The following is a 19,830-nucleotide window of genomic DNA, read 5'->3' as shown; positions in this document are numbered from 1 at the left end:
CGTAGGTCGTTGGTGGTTTCTGGGGCGGTGATCGGGCTGGGGGCTGGTGGGTGGGACTTCACTTCTGCCGCCGGGCGCCCCGGATGCGTCGGCCGACCCTCCGCACGGCTGGCAAGGGCAGGTGGATGCGGAAGGATGCCGGACTCGCCTGCACGCAACTGTGGGGTGGTTGTACGGTTACGAGGTGGTGCATCGAGAGTCAGGTCACGATGAGCCCAGGTATTGGTACGCGACCATTGCGGATGGACTGCGTGCCGCGATCAACCGCGGTGACTTCCGGGCGACCGGACGGCTGCCGACCAACGAGGAGTTGGCCGAGCGCTTCGGTGCGTCCAGGTCGACCGTCCTGAAGGCGCTCGACGTGCTGCGCGAGGAGCGGCTGATCGTGAGCCGGCGCGGGAGCGGGACGTTCGTCGCTCCCGGACTGCCCGGTGGCGTGGTGCCCTCGGAGGCGGAGGGCGCGGCCGTTGCCTCGGAGAGCGTGCCCGCGGTGATGCTGGGGCCGTCGCTCGACGAGGCGTTCAGGGCGAGCGCGGTGACTCTCGACGTGTATTCGATGACCACGGAAGTGCTGGCGAACCGTATCTCGGACCAGGCCCAGCGCATTCGGGAAGACCGGAATTCGGCCCCGGCTAGTATCAGGGCCCGCCTGATGCTGCCGGACACCCGCGCCCCGCTGCCGGTGCCAAGGAACATCGACGATCCCGAGGACCCGCGCCCGCTCCAGCGGCTTCAGGGCATCCTCTATCGAAGCGTGTCGCAGATCCGGCAGACCCTGTTCGATCTTCAGGCGAAGAATTTCGTCCCCGAGGTAATGGTTGACGTCAGGGTCGTGCCCTCGGTTCCCGGCTTCAAGTTGTACATCCTGAACGGGAATCAGGCCCTTCAAGGGCTCTACGAGATCACAGAGCACCACGTCATGTGGGAGAAGACCGGAGAGGTGATGACGATCAGGGACGCCATCGGTCTGGGATCGGCTTCACTGCTGCATCCGTACCGCGCGGACGCCGATTCCTTGCCCGGCTCCGGTGCCGTCTTCGCGTCCAGTCGGATGGCTTTCGTGGTGCGGGCGCAGAAGTTCTTCGACTCGTACTGGGAGCACCTGGCGGTCGAGGCGGATTTCTGATCGTGCACGGACCGGTTCAGCAGCGGCTCCCTGCCGACCTATGGGCAGCACGGTGTGCTGACTCTCACTTCACGGATGCTGCCCTGGGTTCCGACTCATTGTGATGTCCGCCCGGATCCTGGCAGCACGAGTTGAAAGAGTTATCAGTGCCTGGTACTCAAAGAATCGGGCAAGTGCCGGGCTGGGTGCCGGGCATCCCACACACTCGCCGTCCTGGACCGGATCCCCGACGGGGCGACCTCCGGCGTGTTTCGCCCTTCTTCCACGGTTTTACACGAAGCGGGCGAGATCCGTGAACTCCACGGACTGGTCAGCCTGGAGATCGTCCTGGGCCAGCCGGGCCACGTCAGGCTCGACCGGGGCCGTGGCCATGCAGGCTCCCGCCGACCGGGAGGTACGGCTTCTCACTGCGACAGCGACGGCACAGTCGGCCGGCTGCTGTTCCTGGGCGACCTCGCCTACCCCGTCATCAAGATGATCTTCGAGAACAGTGAGGCCGCGGGCAACTCGTGCGATTGTGTGGTGGGGTGGCGGTGGGTGGGCGTCAGCGGACTCGCGGAGTGGATGTTCTGGTAGCGGGTGCAGGACGGGACTGTGGTCGCTGGCATGGGGTGACCAAGCGGATGTTGTGATGCGGCTAGCAGGTTGGTTGCTGGCTGTCATGGCTTTCGCTGTTTCTATGTGAGGGGCTCGCGGGGTTGGGTGGGCTGGGCCGTATGACGGTTCAGGGGGTTTCGGCGGGTGTGGCGGTGGCTGGCCGATGGGCGCCGGGGCCATGTCGAGACTCGGTCGCGGCAGGACGGGTTTTCGCTGAGTGACGCCTTGTGGGAGGTCCTCGCGGAGGCGGGCGGGAACGTCGCGGAGTTGCGGCGCAGGATGCTCCGGGCCCAGGAAGAAGGGGCGTTGGAGGGGCGGGGTGCGGAGTGTGTGCCCTCGCTGCCGACGTTGCACCGTGTGATCAAGCGGGATCTGGGGCGGGCCGGGTTCTTGAAGTAGCTCGTCCGGCGGGGCCCCGGGCTGGGCTGGAGCCGAGCCGGTATGACCGGGCACCGGCGGATCTGGGGCTCGTGGACGAGGCGGGTGGTCCGCTTGTTGTCGACGGGCCGCCCGCCGACGTACCGGTGTGCCGGAGGGCGCCGCAGATGCGGGGGTGCGGGGCGGCGGTGTGCGGTTGTACGTGCCGGCGGCCCGGCTGGTGTCCACTCGGCGGGTGGCCGGCGTGGCGCCCGGTCTGCCGCAGCTGCGCGCCTCGCTGTGTGAAGCGCTCGGGCTGCCGTCGGGGGCGCTGCCGCACCGGGCCGGACCGGCCAGCCAGGCTCTGACGTGGGCACTGGCCGAGCCGGGTGTGTTGTTCATTGATGACGCCCAGCGGCTGACGCCGCCATTGCTGGATTATCTGCGGCAGTTGTGGGACGCGCCGGGCTGTGCGGCGGCGCTGGTGCTGTGTGGGGCTGGAAGCGAGCGGGCCCTCCCGCGTGCTTCGGCGCTGCGCTCGCGAGTGCTGACCTGGCATCAGGTCGGCCGGCTTGAGCCGTCTCAAGTGCCGCAGACCCTGACTCTGTTCCATCCCGTGTGGGCGGAGGTGGACCCAGACGACCTTGCGCGGGCAGACGAGCAGATGGCGCGCGGTAATTTCCGCACGTGGGCGAAGATCACGTCGCATGTCTACGCGGCCCGCGAGCGCGGCCCTTTAAGGCGTGTGGATCGGGAGTTGATCGAGCAGGCCTGCGCGCGTCTTGGCCCTTACCCGTGACGGTCCGGGCTGCTCGGAGGGCTTGTGTACGGGGGCCTTCATCTGTTCCGACGAGGTGAACGAAGGCGCGCTCCATGGAAGTGGAGGGGACGGAGGGGCACGGCGTGGACGGGCAGCCGATGGCGCCGCCGGAGGATCCGGCTGGTGTTCTGGGGGAGGTGTCTTTGACGGCGTTGCGGGCGCCGGCGGTGCGTCGTCTGCTGGCGCTGCGCGTCGAGCGGCGGCTGTCGCGGGAGCATGTGCGCCTGGCCGGGGAGTGCCTGAGCGTGTCGGAGCGGACGGTGTGGCGGTGGCTGGCTGAGGCCTCACGGTCGCCCCGGTCCGCGATCCGCCCCGGGGAACGCAGCGGTGACCGGTTCGAGATCACCAGGGAGATCCGGGTGCTGCTGGCGTACTGGCACGGCAACGCTTCTGCGGTCCACCGCCAGTTGGTGGCCCGGGCCGAGACCGGCCCTGACGGCTGCGACGGTCAGCCGACGGCGGCGCCTGAATACGCGGCTTCTCCTGCGGGCCCCCGCCGGCTGCGGTGCCTGGCTGCGTAGGTTTCAAGCGAGAGCACTTGTTGGTGGGTTTCGGCATCACGCGTTGCCTGGAGAGCACGGGAATGTTGGTGAGAAGTAAGAGCACGCGAGGTGGCGCCGGGTTCGATCGTGCGTGCGGCGTCAGCCCCGTTCGTGGCAGGATGGCGCCATGTTGATCAGAAAGGGCGATGCCGCGTAGGCGCCCGAAGGCCGTCCGCGCTGAGCGATGGCGGCCTCGTAGACATGTTGTAGTTCGGCAGATCCGCGGCGTTTCCGCGAAGACCCGTGCAGCTGTCCGCCGTGTCGAGCATGAGCGGATGTGGCCTGACGCAGTTGCTGACGCACTCGCCCGTTTCGAGTGGGCGTTCAAACAACCCGGCCGTTATCTGAACGCGTCCCCGGTCTGGCAGCCCGGACTGGAGGTGGAGTATGCCCGCGATGATCTGGAGGAGGCCATGCTTCACCTCCCTCGCGGTGCCCGGCGCGATCTCGGCCGGTTGATTGCTCGCATCGACGACGAGTTCGAGCGTCGCACTCTGCCGGACCCTGGACCGGTGAGCGAACGGACGGTCGGCGGCTGGTGGTGGTCAAGGATCCGCGAGCACTGATCCTGGTCACAGAGCCCCATGCGTCCTGGTCAGCTCGTGGCCAGCTGTTGTTCTGCGCGGGCACGGGTGGTGGCGAGTCGGTAGGAGTCGGTGCCGGTCTCGATGATGTTGCCGCCGAAGGTGAGGCGGTCGACGATGGCCGCGCAGAGCCGGGGATCGGTGAAGGTCTTCGTCCAACCGGAGAACGACTCGTTCGAGGCGATCGCCACGCTGTTCTTCTCCTCCCGCTCGGTTAGAACCTGGAAGAGAAGTTCAGCGCCACGGCGGTCGAGTTCCATGTAGCCGAGCTCATCGATGCACAAAAGATCAACGCGGCCGTAGCGGGCGATGGTCTTGGTCAGCTGCTTCTCGTCTGCGGCCTCGACGAGCTCGTTGACCAGCTTCGTCGCCAGCACGTACTTGACCCGGTAGCCGGCCATCGCGGCTTCGGTGCCGAGCGCGATCAGCAGGTGGGACTTGCCGGTGCCCGAGTCGCCGATGAGGCAGAGCGGCAGGCTCTTCTTGATCCATTCACACTTGGCGCGAAGGTCGGCGTCCTGGAGGTCCTGCTGAAGCGCGACGACCTCCGGGCCGACCAGCTCGCCGGCGCTCTGGAGCTGGCCGCGCACTGGATCAACAGAACCAATAACAGTAACCTGGGTCGGCTCCTGGGATCGGTGCTCGGCAACCCGAGGGTGGACTCCTCGTACCGGGTCGGCGCCACCCGCCGAGCGCTGGAATGGCTGTGCTCGTACGGCACCCATCCCGATGCCCCCAACGTCCTGACCGTTCTGCTCGACTGGCCCGACCTCGATCCCAAGGACGGCGAGACCGTGGCGGCCCACGCAGAAGCGTGGTTGGCGGCAGCCGACAGCGAGAGTTGGGGCCGGCAGACAGTCGAGGAGGCGCTGTGCCGGTACCGGGAGCGGCAGGCCGCACCGGCCCCGCCGTCGTCGTAGTACCACGAAACCATGGCCCATCCGACCGGTCGGCCGGATCAGCGCTCCTGCTGACCGGGCCCGCGCCAACGGGTGGGAGATCAAGTCGTACGGCCGGCCCTGGAATCTTCGTCTCTCCGCGATCGGCGAGACGTTCTTCAGCAAGGTCATGTGGCAGCCCGACATGATGCAGATCGCGACCCGCAACGCGGCCCCGCCGCCGCACGCCGCAGAGACTCAGGTCAGGGATCAACTCGATCCTTCGGACGACGACATCAACGACTGTCTAGGTTGCGGCACTCGAATCTACGGCGCCGGTCCATGCGAGCAGTGCAAGAACGACTGACGGTCGAACCTGTCTGCGCTTTGACGATCGGATGCCCGTGCTGTCGCCCTCCCCTGATCACCCGTCAGTTCCGCCCCGGAGAGGTTCCGATCTACTGGACCGTCACTCAACCCGACGGGCAGGGCATCTTCGAATCCCCGCCCCACGTACCGGACCACCCCGAGAACTTCCTGACCTACTACACACATCCCGTGCATGCGGTAACTGAGGAGCGGTTGAACTGGCTACGCCTCCCCGTCCCGGACCGCAGGTGGAGCGCCACCGACAACCACAGGGGCGGTTTCATTCAGCAGGCCACCAGGTGGAAGCCGTCTCCGCTCCAGCCCACGACGAACGTCCGGCAGCTCGGTGCAGCGGCTGGCCTCTACGTACCGCTCTTGTAGGCCCGAGCCTTTGATCAGAATCAATCCGATCCGACCAACCCCGAACCCCAGGGAGATCACCCCAGTGAAGCCGAGACTTACGCACGAGCAGCACGACGCCATGGGGCTGCGTCTGGCCGCTATCCGAAACGAACTCCTCCACCTCTCTGTGCGACTCAGCAACGCCTATCCCCGCCAAGGCCCCGAGGTCCATCCCCGAGAAGAAGCTGGAGACTGCCTACAGGGCCGTGGACGAGGCCCGCAGCGCACTTGAGAACCACCTGTTCAACGAGCACCCGGGTACTGCGCAGACGAGCATCTACTACCCGCAGAACAGGTAGGTCGCGCGCCGTGATGGCGCTCTTTGAAAGCGGCCACCCACTGCTCGGGGTACCAATCCGTGCGGGCGGGGAGCAGCTCGTCAAGGTGTCCGTGAACACGGACTTGCCGGAATCATCCCTGCGGGCGCGGGGATGATCCTCACGCCGGGTGGCGTTCGGCCGCCGGGCCTGTTTCGCTGGAAGGGACACTTTTCGGTGATGAGGCGAGGCTCGATCATGAACGAGAGAGGCGAATCGCGGCGCCACGTCCGGCAAATGCGCGAAGCAGCCGTCGCTGCGAAGGCGGAGGCCAAACGGACCAGCGACCCTGAGGAGCGCGGGCGACTGGATCGCAAAGCCCGGCAGTTGGAGTTCGACAGCGAGCAGGAGAGCATGATGGCGGCCGGGGACATCTATCCTGCGGAGTGACCGGGGCGAGCTGTACCACAGCGGCGGGTGCGGGCGGCCAGACCGGAAGAGCGGCTCGCGTCGTGAGCAGCCCGACGCGAGGGCACGCGAGAGGCGACCGCCGCGCCGTCGCACTGCGAAGGACCCAGCAGTGCCCTTTTCGGGGCCGGTCCCGTGCATCATTCGGACCATCCCCGCTCGGGCAGGAAGCACCGGGGGCCACGGGGGCGGGGGCGGGCGCGTCGTCAGTCCGTCAGCTGTCGAGCCGCCCCCTGCGGCGGCGTACGACGAGGATGGTGCCTGCGCCTGTGACGACCACTGCGGCGGCGGCGCCCGCGATCGGGAGTGTGGCGGAGGAGGAGCCGGTCGCCGCGAGGTTGCCGCCGGTTGTGGCCGTACCGGTACCGCCGGCCGACGACGGCCCGCCGGTTGAGCCGGTGGAGCCGCCGCTTGACCCGCCGGTCGAGCCGGAGCCGCCGGCCGTACCGCCCGTCGCGCCTGGCTCCCCGCCGGTGACCTCCAGAGTGATGGGGGCCGTGTCGTTGGCCTTGTCGGGGTCGAACGGCAGTTTCCGGTTGCTCAACGCCACCGAGCCCTTGGCACTCGCCACCTTCTTGTCGATCTTCAACTTGAAGGTGAAGGTCGCCGTCTCGAGGTGTTCCTGCGGGCGGGTCGTGAGGCCGCAGTTATACACCTTGCCCTTGGCCTTGCAGTAGAAGTCGGGCTTGACGACCGACGTTCCGGCGGGGAGCGTGACCAGGACGGAAGTCCACGGAGTCCCCGGCTTCGACCAGACCCAGCCAGGGCCGGTGTTGGTGAAAGTCACCTTCATCGTCACCGTGTCGCCGGGCTTCCCCCGCAACGCCGCGCCCGTCACCTCGTAGTCGGCCGTGTTGACCGACGTGACGGGCACCCTGAACCGGTCAGTGGACCCCGCGCCCCCGGTCGGCGACTCGATCAGTTCGATCTCCGGTGCGGTGCCGGGGGTCGGGGTGCTGTTCTCGTCCGGTGACGGCTCGTAATCCGTGACGGTCACCCACATCTCGTCGTCGAAGGCGTGCTTCTCGGCCTTGACGGCGAACGGCTTCTGGGGCCTGTAGGCGACGCCCGGCTTCACCGCCTTGTCGAACGCGCATATCGCGATCCACCGCTCGGGCATCTCGTCGTACGCACCGACGTACTGCTTCTGGCAGTTGGAGGGAACCTCCGGGAAGGCGAGACCCCGGGTGGCGGTGTACTTGATCCACAGCTTCTCGACGGTCGTGGCGCCGTTGTTCACGACGGTGACCGGCAGATCGACCGGGCTCCCCGGTTTCACTCCGGTGATCGGCTTGATGTCTCCGAGGGCCAGGGAGGGCGGCGCCTCGTCGCCCACGGCAGCGGGAGCGGCGCCCAGCGCGACAAGCCCGGCGGCACCGAGGGTGGCGACGGCGGAACGGGAGGCGCGGCGTCGGTACGGCGGGGTCGGCATTGGCGGAATCCTCTGTCGGGACATCGCTGAACGGAAGGCGTCTTTCAGCAGAACGGCCACCTGTAACCCCTAGACACATACCGGCCCCGGACAGTTGTACGTGTCGTGCCGGACCCGGACGGCGCATCGAGACCCAGAGCCGCGCGATCCGCGAGGCGCGCATCCTGATGACGTTCGACGGCGTCCACCACACCGGCCGCGGCGAGTTCGCCGCCGACTCGATCGAGGATGACGGGCCGCTGGTCACCTGAAGAGATCACCGACTCTCTCGTCGCGCGTGGCCCATGCCAGAGTCCCGCCTGCGAGGCACTCCCGTGACACCGCCGCCCAGATCCGACAGGCACTCCTCGTCGGCAGGTCGGAGCGGAAGAAGCCGGCCACCCGCCCGGAGGCCGCACCGTGGCCCCCCCTCGTCAGCGACCCCACGCTCCTGACTTCTCAGCCGAGCCGTGTTTGGGCCCGTCACCCGCTGAGAAGCCGCGAACGCGGATGCCGCCCCTGAAGGATTCCGGAACTCAAGACCGAAGGTATACGCCCCTTCTCGAATGACCGATCTATACCTGATGGGTTGTCAGTGCCTGGCTCTACCGTGAAAACCAGGGCTTTTCAGCTTATGAGTAACGGACGGGGCATGTGTGGCGAACGGTGTGTGGCACTCCGGACTGGACCGCCTCCTTGAACTCGACAAGGAAGACCTCGGGCTTCCACAGAGCTGCGAAATCAGCGTCCCTGACCTGATCGCGGAACTCCTCCAGCCAGCCGCCACGCGAAGGCGCGACCTCCTCGTCTGCGTCGAGAGCCATCTCGGGCGTAAGTGCAAGGCGGAGCTGTCCGGCGTCAAAAGCCCCCACATGTACGTACGCCGACACTGCGGGCCAGACGGAGACCTGCGGTTGCGGGCCGCACACCTGCCCACCGCGCACGAGATGACGACCGAGGAAAGCGACCGCCACAAGGCGATGAAGGACTTCATCAACCGCACCTGCGAGTCGGCCGGACTCGAAAGAATGGTCGAGAGATCCACGAAGAACCGCTCGTCCCGCCCCGACGTCACCATCATCGGGAACGGCGGACTCAGTCTTGGATGCGAGGCCCAGTTCTACAACGCCAGCCCCAGTACCGTGTTGCGCCGGTCCAGAGCGCATTCCGACAGCGGGCTCGTCCCCGCATGGATCACCCATAACGACACCTTCCATCTCGTCGACAGGGCTCCCTGGATGCTGATCCGCGATACCACCTGGCGCGATATCAGCAATGCTGCGGACCTCCCGCTCGCCGGCGGGTACCGCGTCCTCGCCGACTGGCACTGCACAGCCGCCGCCGAACGACCCTGCCCGACCGGAAAGTCGAAGACCGGATGCGGCCGACTACCGCGAGCTACAAACGCCGACCGAGAATCCCGAACCGGAAAGGGACGACGAACTCCACTTCTCCGGCAGAGACGCCGATGAAAACTGCCAGTTCGGAGAAGAGACCTGGCGACCCAGCGCCCCCCTCCTCCGCCGAGGCATCGGAAGCGTCGAACTCCACATCACGGTCGACGAACTCGCACCTTCTGCCATTCCGCAGCAGCGCGACGGCACCGGTGTCGTGACCGGCATCGCGATTACGTCGATCCCGATCAAGCCGCCCCCGCCGACGGCTCCACAGCCCCTGACGATCTCTCCACCGTCAACAACTCCCGGTCCGGTCGTCCCTCGCCAACGAGGCCTGGACGAGCGGGCCGCCGCCGCGCTGGGATGCCCGCCTTGGGAACCAGGCCCCTGCAACGGATGCGGACAACTGATGCGCCGATACGGCCACAACGCGCCCGTCGCCTGCGCATCCTGCCGCAGCTCCGCCCCCAGGAGCGAGTTGCACCTGCCCCGGACAACTTCACCTGTTCACCGCGTTCTCGGCCTCCGGATCCGGTGGTTCGGGACAGACCGGCGTCCGGCGGGGGAGTACGAGCGGTAGGCGCTGTCCCGGCTGGAACAGAGCGCGGAAGCCGAGGCGGAGGCCCAGCGCGCATACTCCACCGAGCAGAAACCCCCCCTGGTAACCGGGCGATCCCGAACAGCTTGGTCGCCGCCGCGACGCTGGCCGCCGACACGGCCCCGCAGCGCACCGCCGAGCACCTCCTGGCGGCGCGACTGGAGCAGCTGTGCGCGCAGACCGCGCCCGATACCGAAACGCACAGGACGCCCCATGGAAGGACCGGCTGTGCGACCTCGCGGCCCGCGATGGCGACACGACCGTGGTGACTACGGTCTGGCCGTGGAGTCGATGCGCGCGGCCGGGCGCCGCATCGACGACGAGGTCCTGGCCCACATCTCCCCGGCGCACAGCGAGAACATCAACTTTCTCGGCGCCATCGATGTCGACATCGAAGGTGAACTCGCCCAGCTCGGCCCGAACGGGTACCGGCCGTTGCGGGTACGCGACACCTTGTTCTGACCGCCGGACAGGACAAGGTGCCCGGACGAGGAGAAGACGCCTGGCCCCGTTCCTCGTCGAGGTGGTCTCGCTTTATCAGGCTGGCAGGGCGATCACAGGACGAGCATGAGTTTGCCGCCGGGGCGGCGGGATTGGCTGAGCTTGGCCGCTTCCTGGATCTGGTCGAGGGTGTAGGTGCGGGCGACCGGTACGACCAGGATGCCTTCGCCGGCGAGCCTGGCGAACCCATTCATCTGGTCGTAGCGGATCTCGGTGGTGATCCGGACGCCCAGTTCGGCTGCGGCGGCGAAGTCCGAGACGGTGAGGACACGGTCGGGATCCCCGGTCAGCTCGATCAGGGTCGGTAGCGAGCCGCCGGCCGGACTGGGCTGGTCGGCGCGGTCGATCCGGCCCCCGGTCGGCGCGGTGTCCAGGGCGCGGTCCACGGGGCCTGGGGTCAGTGCGCTGACACGTTCGGCCATGCCCTCGCCGTAGGCGGTCACCTGGGCGCCGATCTCTTCCAGGGCGGCGGCCCGAGTCGGCCCGGCTGTGGCGATCACCCGGATACCCCGGTGCAGCGCGAAGCGCACCGCCGCCTCACCCACGGTGGTGCCCGCGCCGTGGACGAGCAGCAGCTCACCCGGCTGGACGCCGAGGTCGTCGAGCGCGCGCCACGCCGTCTCGGCCGCCATCGGCAGCGCGGCGGCCTGCTCGGCGGTTACGCCCTCGGGAATGCGTGCCCAGGCCGGCATCAGCGCGTACTCGGCGGCGCCGGCCGTCGGGCCGTCGAAGGTGGCCGGGCCGAACACGCGGTCGCCGATCCGGACGCCGGTGACGCCCTCGCCGAGCGCGTCGACGGTGCCCGCGACCTCGAGGCCGAGCCCGCGCGGCAGCGGCGGCAGATGGTCGGCGAGGAGACCGTCGACGACGTGCCAGTCGGCCGGTGTCAGGCCGCACGCCCGCACGGCGATCCGGATCTGGCCGGGTCCCGGCTCCGGCTGTGGGACGTCGCGGAGCACGATCACGTCCGGGGAACCGAACCGGTCGAATTGCAGAGCCTTCATGACGATCTCCTGGCTGATAACAGCATCTGTTGTCATTGACCGTACCAGCTGATAACAGCTCCTGTTGTCGTACCCTGGTGGCTATGCCGCGATGGGAATCCGACGCACAGGGCCGGCTGGAACGCGCGGCGCTCGAGCTGTTCGAGACGCAGGGGTTCGAGCGCACCTCGGTCGCGCAGATCGCAGGCGCCGCCGGTCTGAAGGAGCGCTCCTTCTATCGCTACTTCCCCGACAAGCGGGAAGTCCTCTTCGCCGGCAACGAACTCGAGGCCCACCTCGTCGCCCAGGTCGAGGCGGCCGACCCGGGCCTCACCCCGATCGAGGCGCTACTGACCGCGCTGGGAACCGCCGAGGAGATCTTCCGCCCACGCGAGTTCCTGCTGCGCCGGGGAAGAGTGATCGCCGCCAACCCGGCACTGGCCGAGCGCGATCTGATCAAGCTCGCCGACATCGCCGACGCGCTGGCACCGGCGCTCGAGCGCCGCGGCGTCGAGCCCGGCAAAGCACGCTTCATCATCGACGTGGTGCTGGCGATCCACCGGCGCGCCATGCCCCGCTGGCTAGCCGAGCCGGACACCACCCTCGCTCAGCTCATGGCCCAGGCCGCCGCCGAGCTGCGCGAGGCGGTCACACTGCCAGCTCCGACAGTCCGCTGAGTCGACTGTTGCCAGGTCAGGCATATCCGCCCGTTTTTCGGCGAGTACTACGGGGACCCCTCCTTGTCAGCGGCTTCGGCGTGGACCCGGGCGGGTCTGAATCGGCGGCCGGTACGAGCGACTGCCCTGGACGGAGACACGGGTGTTCCGGGTGTCCTTCAGTCGGTCTGGGCACTCTCCCAGCGAGGCCAGGCAGGACAGCATCGCCAGCACGCGGAGACCGTGAGGCTGGGGATCGGGCGCCAAGTTCTGGACCAAGGAGCGCCGCCAGGCGTACGCGAACGACTTGAACGAGGCGTCCAGCGTGGCGCTCTGCGGCAGCGGCATGAAGGCGGCCGCCGCCACGGCGGCCACGCGGGCGGCGAATCTGGTGAATCTGCTTGTACGCATAAGTCGTTGATACCGACGGGCCGCATGCTGGATGAAGGGCGCTGTACGAAGTTCACCTTCCGGGGCACAACAGTGATACCAGCGCACTTTGTCCGGTCAGCAGAAACCGGCCCCGGCCCTGTACGCAGCCTCATCCGCTGGATCCAACGACGCCGCCGCGCCGCGCCGCGCCCTCGCCCACGTGCTGCGCGACGCCCGCTACGGCACGGGGACCGGCGCCGTCGGCATCCTCGCCGTCTGGGTCCAGCAACGTCTCTGACGGCCGCCGCACCGAGCCGAAGTTTCTGGGCTCGAAGTCCGTCAACGGCCGTTGTGAGCATTACCGCGTTTGAAGGCAGGGTTTCGCTTCAACTCGCGGGCCTGCCGGGGCGGTTGTGAGCCACGGCCGATAACCGCCTGTGCCTCCCCGGTGTGTCTGAGTAATGTCCCGCGTTCGTACACGTGTCGCATTTCTCTACCGGGAAGGACACACGCTTCCGTGTCTTCACACAGACATCAAGCACCGAGGCGCCGGGCGCGCTTCGCGGCCGGGGCCGCGCTGCTCCTGGTCGTCGAGACCGCGCTCATAGCCGGGGCGTCGCTGCCGACCAGCGCGGCGCCCGCGCCGGAACCCGGCGCCGGGACGGTGGTCCAGCCGTCGGAGGCCGGCATCCTCGCCTCCGACATGGCCTGGGCCGCCAAGCACGCGAAGGGCTCCAAGGCGTGGGCGATCACCGAGGCGAAGAGGACCGGCAAGAAGACCGTCGCCACGGACGAGACCACTGAGACGACGTACACCGTCGCCAACCCGGACGGCACCCTCACCAGCGAACTGACCGCCGGCCCCGAACGGGTCTGGAAGAACGGCCGGTGGCAGAAGGCCGACGCCACCCTCACCGAAACCGCCGACGGAAGCATCGTCTCCAGGGTGCACCCGGGCGGCTTGCGTCTGGGCGGCAAGGGCGGCACCCCGGCGAAGTCGCTGCGTGCCGCGCAGGGCGACACGGCCCGTGATCTGGTCACCCTGGGCACGGGCGACGAGCAGGTGACGTTGAAGTGGAAGGGTGGTCTGCCCAAGCCAGTTCTGGACGGCACCACCGCGACGTACAAGAACGCCGTGCCCGGTGCCGACGTGATCGTGGAGGCCACCCGTACCGGCTTCGAGCAGTTCGTCGAGATCGGCGAGCGGCCCTCCGGCGCCTACACCTACACACTCCCCGTCAAGGCCAAGGGCCTGAAGGCGAAGGCGAACAAGGACGGTTCGGTCACCTTCACCGACGCCCGCACCGGCGCCCGGCGGGCCACGATGCCCGCCCCGGTCATGTGGGACGCCTCCATCGACAAGACCTCCGGCGAGCACACCAACCGCGCCCGCGTGGACATGGAGGTCGTCGACAAGGGCGCCGGCCAGGTCGACCTCGTCGTCACCCCCGACGCCTCCTTCCTCGCCGACCCGAAGACGCGATACCCGGTCACGGTCGACCCCTCCACCTCCGCACTGGCGAGCACCTTCGACACCTACGTGCAGCAGGGCGAGACGGTCGACTGGTCGAACGACGTCGAACTCGACATGGGCAATCCGGGAACCAAGAACCCCGACGGCACTCCGCGCACCGCCCGGTCCTTCATCCACTGGAACACCACCCCGATCCAGGACGCACTGATCGTCGACACCAACCTGGCGCTGTGGAACTTCCACTCCGGCAACACCGACTGCACCGCACAGGAGTGGACCGTCTGGGACACCAGCGCGGCGTCCACCTCGTCCAGGTGGTCGAACCAGCCCACCTGGAACCAGCAGTACCATTCCTCGACGCAGACCAAGGGCAGCCCGGACTGCGCCGCCACCCAGCCCGACGGGTGGATCAACGCCGACGTCGACGCCCTCGTCCAGTCCTGGGCGTCCGCCAAGGCGACGCGCGGCTTCATGGGCCTGCGCGCGGCCACCGACGACACCAGGGCATGGAAGCGCGTCAACTCCGCGAACAACACGGCCAACCAGCCCAAGCTGTCCGTCACCTACAACTACCGCCCCTCCGACGGCACGGACCGGCAGGCGGGCGCGCCGTTCAGGTCGTACGCCGGGGTGTGGGCGGTCAACACCACCACCCCGACCCTGCGGGACACCTTCACCGACGCCGACGGTGACCACGTCACCGGCACCTTCCAGGTCTACGACGCCGCCACCGACACCCCCATCACCACCCCCGCGGGCGAGGGCCTGATCGTGTCCGGCTCCGTCGCGCCGGGCACACCGGCCTCCGTCACCGTCCCGGCCGGGCAGCTCAAGGACGGCAAGACGTACAAGTTCCGCACCAACGCCTACGACGGCACCCACTACAACCTCAACTGGTCCCCCTGGACCCAGTTCGTCGTCGACACCACCGCACCGGGAGAGCCGGCGTCCATCACGTCGAGCACCTACCCAGAGAACTGGGGCGGCGGCGGCGCCGGCGTCGCGGGCACCTTCGACGTCACCACCGGCGACGCGTCTCCGTACGAAGTGCAGTACCGCATCGACCCGTTCGAAGACGACGCCGACGACTACGGCTGGTCATCCGTACGCACCACCACGCCGGCCGGCAGGGCCGTAGCGCCCGAAGCCTCCTACACCGCGACCCCGGCCGCTGACGGCAACCACCTCACGCAGACGCGTACCGTGGACCGGGCGGGCAACGTCGGCCCGATCAAGGACTACGGGTTCACTGCCGGGAACCGGGACTACAACCGGGCCCAGAAGGTGGACATCAAGCTCCCCGTGCTCGACACGGCCTCTGCGGACCCGGTGCTGACGGATACCCCGCAGCCGCCGCCTGCCCACCCGGACGACGGGAACATCGCGTGGAAGGGCTGGGAGCCGCGCACCTTCGACAGCGGCGGCACAAGGGTGACCGTCACCCCGCTGCAGGAACGCTCACTGGAGGGGACCCGCAAGGCAGCGAAGGAAGCCGCCGAGCGGGACAAGACCCGGGCGCCCAGCTACCCGGACCCGATCATCAAGGGTGACTGGTGCCAGCCCAGCTTGTACGGCGAAGCGCAGAAGTCGCTGATCACACGCAATGAGGCGTGCCTGTTCTTCGGCCTGAACTTCACCGCGACATACAGCTGGAACGGCCTCCCGGTCGCCGAGCATCACGCGTCCTTCGAGGTCGCCTACCAGGTCAAGACCGACCCGAAGAACGGCGACATCAAGACATGGATCCAGATCAACCCTATCTTCAACGACTTCCCCGGGCATGACGAGTCGGTACTGCTCGGTGCGGGAAGCCCGGATGCCTACATCGACTCCATGTGCTTCAGCGCTGCCTGCGAGGGAGCCACGGACAGCAGGGACGTGAGGAACTTCGACTTCTACAACGACCTGAGCTGGAAGGGCGGCGGCGACAGCCAGCCGGACGACTCCCACATGGCCACCGGAACGGCCAGCCACAAGTGGGACGGTTCGGTCAACAGCGCCACCGGCTCCCGGGACGTCGACCTGTCGAAGGGGCTCCCGGTCTGGTTCGTCGGCCAGTTCGACACCTACTACGAGCCGGCCGAGGGCAAGAAGGACGAGACCATTCACGTTCCGTTCCGCTCTCCGCGCATCGACGTACGCTGCGACAAGGTCGAGTCCTACGGCGTGCCGGGGTGTGTACTGCCGCAGTACTTCCCTCAATACAACTTCAACACCGGTAAGTACCCGGCTGCCGCGGCGCATGCCTGGCTGATCCAGAACAAGTCGAAGGTCAGGGGAGGCGGCAAGAACCGCTCCGATCCACTGACCTACCTGCCGTCCCAGAAGCGAAACGCGAACGGCTATGAGACTGAGGACAACCGGAACAAGGTGATGTGCTCCAAGTCCCGGTCCAAGCGCACGGACGGATGGGTTCCCACCAAGCCGTTCCTCAAGCACCCCTGGACGGCCCTGCACCCGGAGATCACCGAAGGCGCCCCTGAAGCGATCTCCTGCGACGAGTTTCCGTTCTCCTCCACCTACCAATCCCCCGGCACGCCCAAGGCGATCGGCGGGAAGAACACCGCTGGCGCGAACGGTGGCGGCGAGTGCATACAGACCGTTGCGGCCAAGACCGACGACGGCAGTGAGCACCTGCTCGATGACACCCGCTACGACGCCCCGACGTTCGCGGAGAACTGCGGCCGGTCGTCGATGTCGCTGAAGGTCAACTCCGGATCGATGAACAAGTTCGGGTTCGCCGACCCGACATTCATCAAGACGTTCCGGGTTCTGGACGGCGACGCCTACACCCTCGACCCGGGCAATGACTGGTTCAAGGCGTGTGACCCGTCCAAGGCCACACTGCTCTGCACGATGGCCAAGCCGTAGCAAGCAATCCTTGACGGTCCCCGCCCGGATCCGGGCGGGGACCGCTCTGGTCAGTGAACCGGGCTCCAGTGCCCGGCGGCATCCGTCAGCCAGGACCCCTCGGGACGGTCCCAGATCAGGCAGCCCCACACGACGCCGGGCACATTGGAACTCATCAGGTTCGCGGGCCCGACGGTCAGCGTGCGGTGAACGCTCTCCAGGTAGGCGGCCATCGACGGGTAATCAGGCGTGCCGGCCGGGTTGTCCTCGAACGACCACTTCCCGACACCACGGGCGCCGATGTAGGAGCCCTGCAGTGGAGCGTCCTCGTCGTCCCCCGTGAGCCAGGGAACCACCTCGGCGCCCCAGAAGTCCTTCGTCCCGGGCCCGGGAAGGCGCGGGGCCAGCGCCTTGGCCGGCGAGAGAAGCAGCCCGTCCGGGAGGAACTCTCCGGAGAAGATCTCGCCCTGCTCGTCGGCCTCGATGTCCTGGTGCTCCACACCACCACACAGCCGCCACAGCGCGCCCAGCTCCACGGGCAGCCCGAACCCGAGGTGCTGCCTCAGCTGGGAGTCGGCGGTGGCGATCTCTTCGTCCGTCGCGGGTGGCAGGAGGGAGGCGTACGAAGTGGGGGCATGCTCGGCAAGCCAGTCGGTCACAGCCCGCCAAGCCACTGCGACGCGCTCGGCTTCCTCTTCACCATGTGATTGAACAGACACGCGGTCACCGTACACGGGGCCAACATCGCGGCCGCAGTAAATCCGGTATTTACCACGGCAGTTGCGAACGCGTCTCCGCGATCGAGCATCCGCCCTAATGTGCTTCTGCTGTGCGGACTTGAGGGGAGGGGACTGTGAGTGTCCGACGCGGACCAGGCATGGCGCCAGGCTGTTTGCCTGGGTCATGCCCGCACATCACTCCGTTACGGGCAGGCACTCGGCGAGCAGGTCGATGACGTCGTGCCAGGCGCGCTGCGCGTGCTGTGGGTGGTAGCCGACGCCGGGGACCACGGGGTGGTCGACCGGCGGGTGGTGGAAGGCGTGCAAGGCGCCGCCGTAGACCGCGAGGCGCCAGTCGACGCCCGCGGCCTGCATCTCGGCGGTGAACGCGTCCCGTTGCGCGGGCGGCATGATCGGGTCTTCCGACCCGACCCCGGCCCACACCGGGCAGCGAATGCGCGCCGCCTCGCCCGGTCGGCCCGTGGTCAGTGCGTTGACTGTCCCGATCGCGCGCAGGTTGACGCCGTCGCGCCCGAGTTCCAGCCCGACGGCGCCCCCGGTGCCGTAGCCGACGGCGGCGATCCGGTCGGGGTCGGTCCGCGGTTCGGCGCGCAACACGTCGAGCGCCGCGTGGCCGATGCCCCGCATCCGGTCGGGGTCGGCGAGCAGCGGCATGCAACGGGCCAGCATCTCCTCGGGGTCGCCCAAATAGCGCCCGCCGTGAAGGTCGAAGGCCAGCGCTACGTATCCCAGCTCGGCGAGAGCATCGGCCCGGCAGCGCTCGACGTCGCTGAGCCCCATGCCCTCTGGTCCGAGCAGCACCGCGGGCCGGCGGTCGACACCGGCCGGGAGCGCGAGGTGCCCGATCATCGTCAAACCGTCGGCCGGGTACTCGACCGTACGCGTCGTGATCGTCGTCATGAGACTGGACTGTAGTGATCGTCGAGCCCGGTCGGTCCGGTGTTCTCCGCCGGCAGAACAGCGTGCGTGTTGGCACCGACCGCGATCGAGTCACGGCTGAGCATTCTCGGCTTGGCTGCCGTCGGGTCGCCTGTCCCTCGGGTCCCTCTGAAGTACGGGGGCCGAGCGCTCAGGGCTTCAAGGTCATCTCGTTGCCTCTTTGGCGTGTACCTCGGTCACACCCCCAGATCGGCAGGATGTCGAAGCAGACGAGCCGCCAGTTCGTCGCCGACGATCACCCCTAGCGCTCGTTCGGGCTGAAGGGTGAAGCCGTCGGGGTTGGTCTTGCCGAGGACGGGTGGCTCGGTCGGACCGGTGAACACGCTCTGGAACCAGTTGTGTTCCACCTTGGCCATGTGCTGGACGAGACCGGGCAGTGTCATCGGCGAGGGTGATGCCGCGGTAGTCCGTATTTGATCATCTTTGAGGCCCGAGTACTTGAGGGCGAGTGTCGCACGGTGGAAGTCCGGCCATGCTTCGAGCATGGTGCGCTCGTCGGCGTGTGCGGGCGGGATGGGCCGTCCGTCCGGTGTCGTATTCATGAGCCACTCCCTGGCAGCGGCGGCCGATGTCCGTCATCAGCGGCGGGGAGGAGGTGGGTGTCGGTGATGGCTTGCGGCGTTGCTGGGCGGTCGGGAGACTTCCGTCCATGCCCGTGAGCGCACGTGACCTGACGCTTGAACACTTCCGGTGGATCAGTGGCCACGCCGATGTGTGGGCGGTCTTTCGGGATGCCCGGGCACTGGCCGCGGTGGTGACCGGTCTCGTTGAACCGTTTCGAGGTGAGGGGATCACTGCGGTCTGCGGCATCGAGGCGCGGGGGTTTCTCCTGGGCGGTGCGGCTGCGGTCGAGCTCGGAGTCGGTTTCGTGCCTGTCCGGAAGGGCGAGGGCCTCTTCCCGGGCGACAAGGTCGCGCGTCAGTCGTCCCCCGACTACCGGGGCCTTTGTCATACGTTGCGGCTCCAGCGGTCCTCGCTGGGGCCGGGAGATCGAGTGGTGCTGGTTGATGACTGGATTGAGACCGGAAGCCAAGCTGCGGCTGTCAGGAGCATGGTCGAGGAGTGCGGATCCGTCTGGGTCGGGTGCAGCGTCATCGTTGATCAGTTGCCCGGAGCCCCGCAGTACCCGCTCGGCACCGTTCGAGGGATCGTGACTGCACAAGACCTCCCATCACCGCTGCGGCGGGAAAATCCCGATCACTCTGACCGAGGTGTGTAACCTCCGCGAGCATGGCCCGGCCGGACCGGTGCTGCGGAGCGGTCTGCGAGAGCTGCGACGAGCGGTTGGGGCAGGAGGCTCCGGCCCGTACGCGGTTCTGCTCGACGGCCTGTCGTTTCAGGCAGTGGTGTCATGATCAGCGGTTGCGTATGCCGGGGCCTGCTGTTCGCGGCCCTGGCCACAGCGGTTGGCGCCAGTGCTTTAAGCCCGCGGGTCACTGTCCCGGAGAGTGGCTTCACCGGCATCAGCCCGCCTCTCATGGCTGCCCGGGGCGGCTCGTTGTCCACCCC

Annotated in this window: 18 protein-coding genes and 2 pseudogenes; 13 read left to right on the top strand and 7 right to left on the bottom strand. The window is 67.9% G+C overall.

The genetic code is table 11. The annotated features are described in order from the left end of the window. Positions 1-184: 184 nt before the first annotated feature. The 5 genes and pseudogenes from OIE74_RS00435 (at position 185) to OIE74_RS00415 (ending at position 4,008) form a co-directional block, all read left to right on the top strand. The gene (locus tag OIE74_RS00435; protein WP_329377148.1) at positions 185-1,126 is read left to right on the top strand and encodes a winged helix-turn-helix domain-containing protein; all 942 of its coding nucleotides are present in this window, start codon (positions 185-187) and stop codon (positions 1,124-1,126) included. Positions 1,127-1,372: 246 nt separating this feature from the next. Next, entirely contained in the window at positions 1,373-1,702 is a 330-nt protein-coding gene (locus tag OIE74_RS00430; RefSeq protein ID WP_329377146.1) for a hypothetical protein, read from the top strand. Between the two features lie 634 nt (positions 1,703-2,336). Continuing rightward, on the top strand, positions 2,337-2,879 hold the full coding sequence (locus OIE74_RS00425; protein WP_329377143.1) for an ATP-binding protein: 543 nt from the start codon (positions 2,337-2,339) through the stop codon (positions 2,877-2,879). 188 nt (positions 2,880-3,067) lie between these two features. After that, positions 3,068-3,331 (top strand): annotated as a pseudogene (locus OIE74_RS00420) (Mu transposase C-terminal domain-containing protein); the annotation flags it as partial. 386 nt (positions 3,332-3,717) lie between these two features. Next, positions 3,718-4,008, top strand: coding sequence for a hypothetical protein (locus OIE74_RS00415; protein ID WP_329377141.1), 291 nt, complete (start codon positions 3,718-3,720; stop codon positions 4,006-4,008). A 29-nt stretch (positions 4,009-4,037) separates the two neighbouring features. On the opposite strand, the pseudogene OIE74_RS00410 reads toward OIE74_RS00415, so the two are convergent. After that, a pseudogene (locus tag OIE74_RS00410) lies at positions 4,038-4,520 on the bottom strand (ATP-binding protein); the annotation flags it as partial. Positions 4,521-4,664: 144 nt separating this feature from the next. Here OIE74_RS00410 and OIE74_RS00405 point away from each other — a divergent pair. Together OIE74_RS00405 and OIE74_RS00400 are read left to right on the top strand one after the other, a co-directional pair. Then, complete coding sequence (locus tag OIE74_RS00405) at positions 4,665-4,946, top strand: hypothetical protein (RefSeq protein ID WP_329377139.1); 282 nt, start codon at positions 4,665-4,667, stop codon at positions 4,944-4,946. A 1,160-nt stretch (positions 4,947-6,106) separates the two neighbouring features. Continuing rightward, complete coding sequence (locus OIE74_RS00400; protein ID WP_329377137.1) at positions 6,107-6,382, top strand: DUF6381 family protein; 276 nt, start codon at positions 6,107-6,109, stop codon at positions 6,380-6,382. A gap of 232 nt (positions 6,383-6,614) precedes the next feature. Here OIE74_RS00400 and OIE74_RS00395 read toward each other — a convergent pair whose 3' ends face one another. Beyond that, positions 6,615-7,832 (bottom strand): LAETG motif-containing sortase-dependent surface protein, encoded by a 1,218-nt coding sequence (locus OIE74_RS00395; protein ID WP_329377134.1) that lies wholly within the window; start codon positions 7,830-7,832, stop codon positions 6,615-6,617. Between the two features lie 635 nt (positions 7,833-8,467). Between OIE74_RS00395 and OIE74_RS00390 the strand changes: the two genes are divergently transcribed. Next, positions 8,468-9,283: a competence protein CoiA family protein gene (locus OIE74_RS00390; RefSeq protein WP_329377131.1), complete on the top strand. Its 816-nt coding sequence runs from the start codon at positions 8,468-8,470 to the stop codon at positions 9,281-9,283. Between the two features lie 805 nt (positions 9,284-10,088). Further along, the gene (locus OIE74_RS00385) at positions 10,089-10,268 is read left to right on the top strand and encodes a hypothetical protein (RefSeq protein WP_329377129.1); all 180 of its coding nucleotides are present in this window, start codon (positions 10,089-10,091) and stop codon (positions 10,266-10,268) included. Between the two features lie 92 nt (positions 10,269-10,360). Here the strand turns inward: OIE74_RS00385 and OIE74_RS00380 are convergent, their stop codons facing one another. Further along, the gene (locus OIE74_RS00380; protein WP_329377127.1) at positions 10,361-11,311 is read right to left on the bottom strand and encodes an NADP-dependent oxidoreductase; all 951 of its coding nucleotides are present in this window, start codon (positions 11,309-11,311) and stop codon (positions 10,361-10,363) included. Positions 11,312-11,394: 83 nt separating this feature from the next. On the opposite strand from OIE74_RS00380, the gene OIE74_RS00375 reads away from it, so the two are divergent. Then, entirely contained in the window at positions 11,395-11,967 is a 573-nt protein-coding gene (locus tag OIE74_RS00375) for a TetR/AcrR family transcriptional regulator (RefSeq protein WP_326795926.1), read from the top strand. Positions 11,968-12,033: 66 nt separating this feature from the next. Here OIE74_RS00375 and OIE74_RS00370 read toward each other — a convergent pair whose 3' ends face one another. Beyond that, positions 12,034-12,357, bottom strand: coding sequence for a hypothetical protein (locus tag OIE74_RS00370; protein ID WP_329377121.1), 324 nt, complete (start codon positions 12,355-12,357; stop codon positions 12,034-12,036). 88 nt (positions 12,358-12,445) lie between these two features. Between OIE74_RS00370 and OIE74_RS00365 the strand changes: the two genes are divergently transcribed. After that, entirely contained in the window at positions 12,446-12,616 is a 171-nt protein-coding gene (locus OIE74_RS00365) for a hypothetical protein (RefSeq protein WP_329377120.1), read from the top strand. A gap of 405 nt (positions 12,617-13,021) precedes the next feature. Then, a complete protein-coding gene (locus OIE74_RS00360) occupies positions 13,022-16,663 on the top strand; it encodes a DNRLRE domain-containing protein (RefSeq protein WP_443076333.1) in 3,642 nt (1,213 codons plus the stop codon). A 50-nt stretch (positions 16,664-16,713) separates the two neighbouring features. Here the strand turns inward: OIE74_RS00360 and OIE74_RS00355 are convergent, their stop codons facing one another. The 3 genes from OIE74_RS00355 to OIE74_RS00345 form a co-directional block, all read right to left on the bottom strand. Continuing rightward, positions 16,714-17,301 (bottom strand): hypothetical protein, encoded by a 588-nt coding sequence (locus tag OIE74_RS00355; protein WP_329377116.1) that lies wholly within the window; start codon positions 17,299-17,301, stop codon positions 16,714-16,716. Between the two features lie 255 nt (positions 17,302-17,556). Beyond that, positions 17,557-18,282, bottom strand: a complete 726-nt coding sequence (locus OIE74_RS00350) for a dienelactone hydrolase family protein (RefSeq protein ID WP_329377114.1) — start codon at positions 18,280-18,282, stop codon at positions 17,557-17,559. 215 nt (positions 18,283-18,497) lie between these two features. Next, on the bottom strand, positions 18,498-18,863 hold the full coding sequence (locus tag OIE74_RS00345) for a mycothiol transferase (protein WP_329377112.1): 366 nt from the start codon (positions 18,861-18,863) through the stop codon (positions 18,498-18,500). 107 nt (positions 18,864-18,970) lie between these two features. On the opposite strand from OIE74_RS00345, the gene OIE74_RS00340 reads away from it, so the two are divergent. Then, a complete protein-coding gene (locus tag OIE74_RS00340; protein ID WP_329377109.1) occupies positions 18,971-19,540 on the top strand; it encodes a phosphoribosyltransferase family protein in 570 nt (189 codons plus the stop codon). The last annotated feature ends 290 nt before the right edge of the window (positions 19,541-19,830 follow it).

The organism is Streptomyces sp. NBC_01716 (assembly GCF_036248275.1).
In the GTDB taxonomy this organism is placed as follows: Bacteria; Actinomycetota; Actinomycetes; order Streptomycetales; family Streptomycetaceae; genus Streptomyces.
Note: the sequence above shows the minus strand (reverse complement) of the source record. Positions and strands in the feature narration are given on the sequence as shown.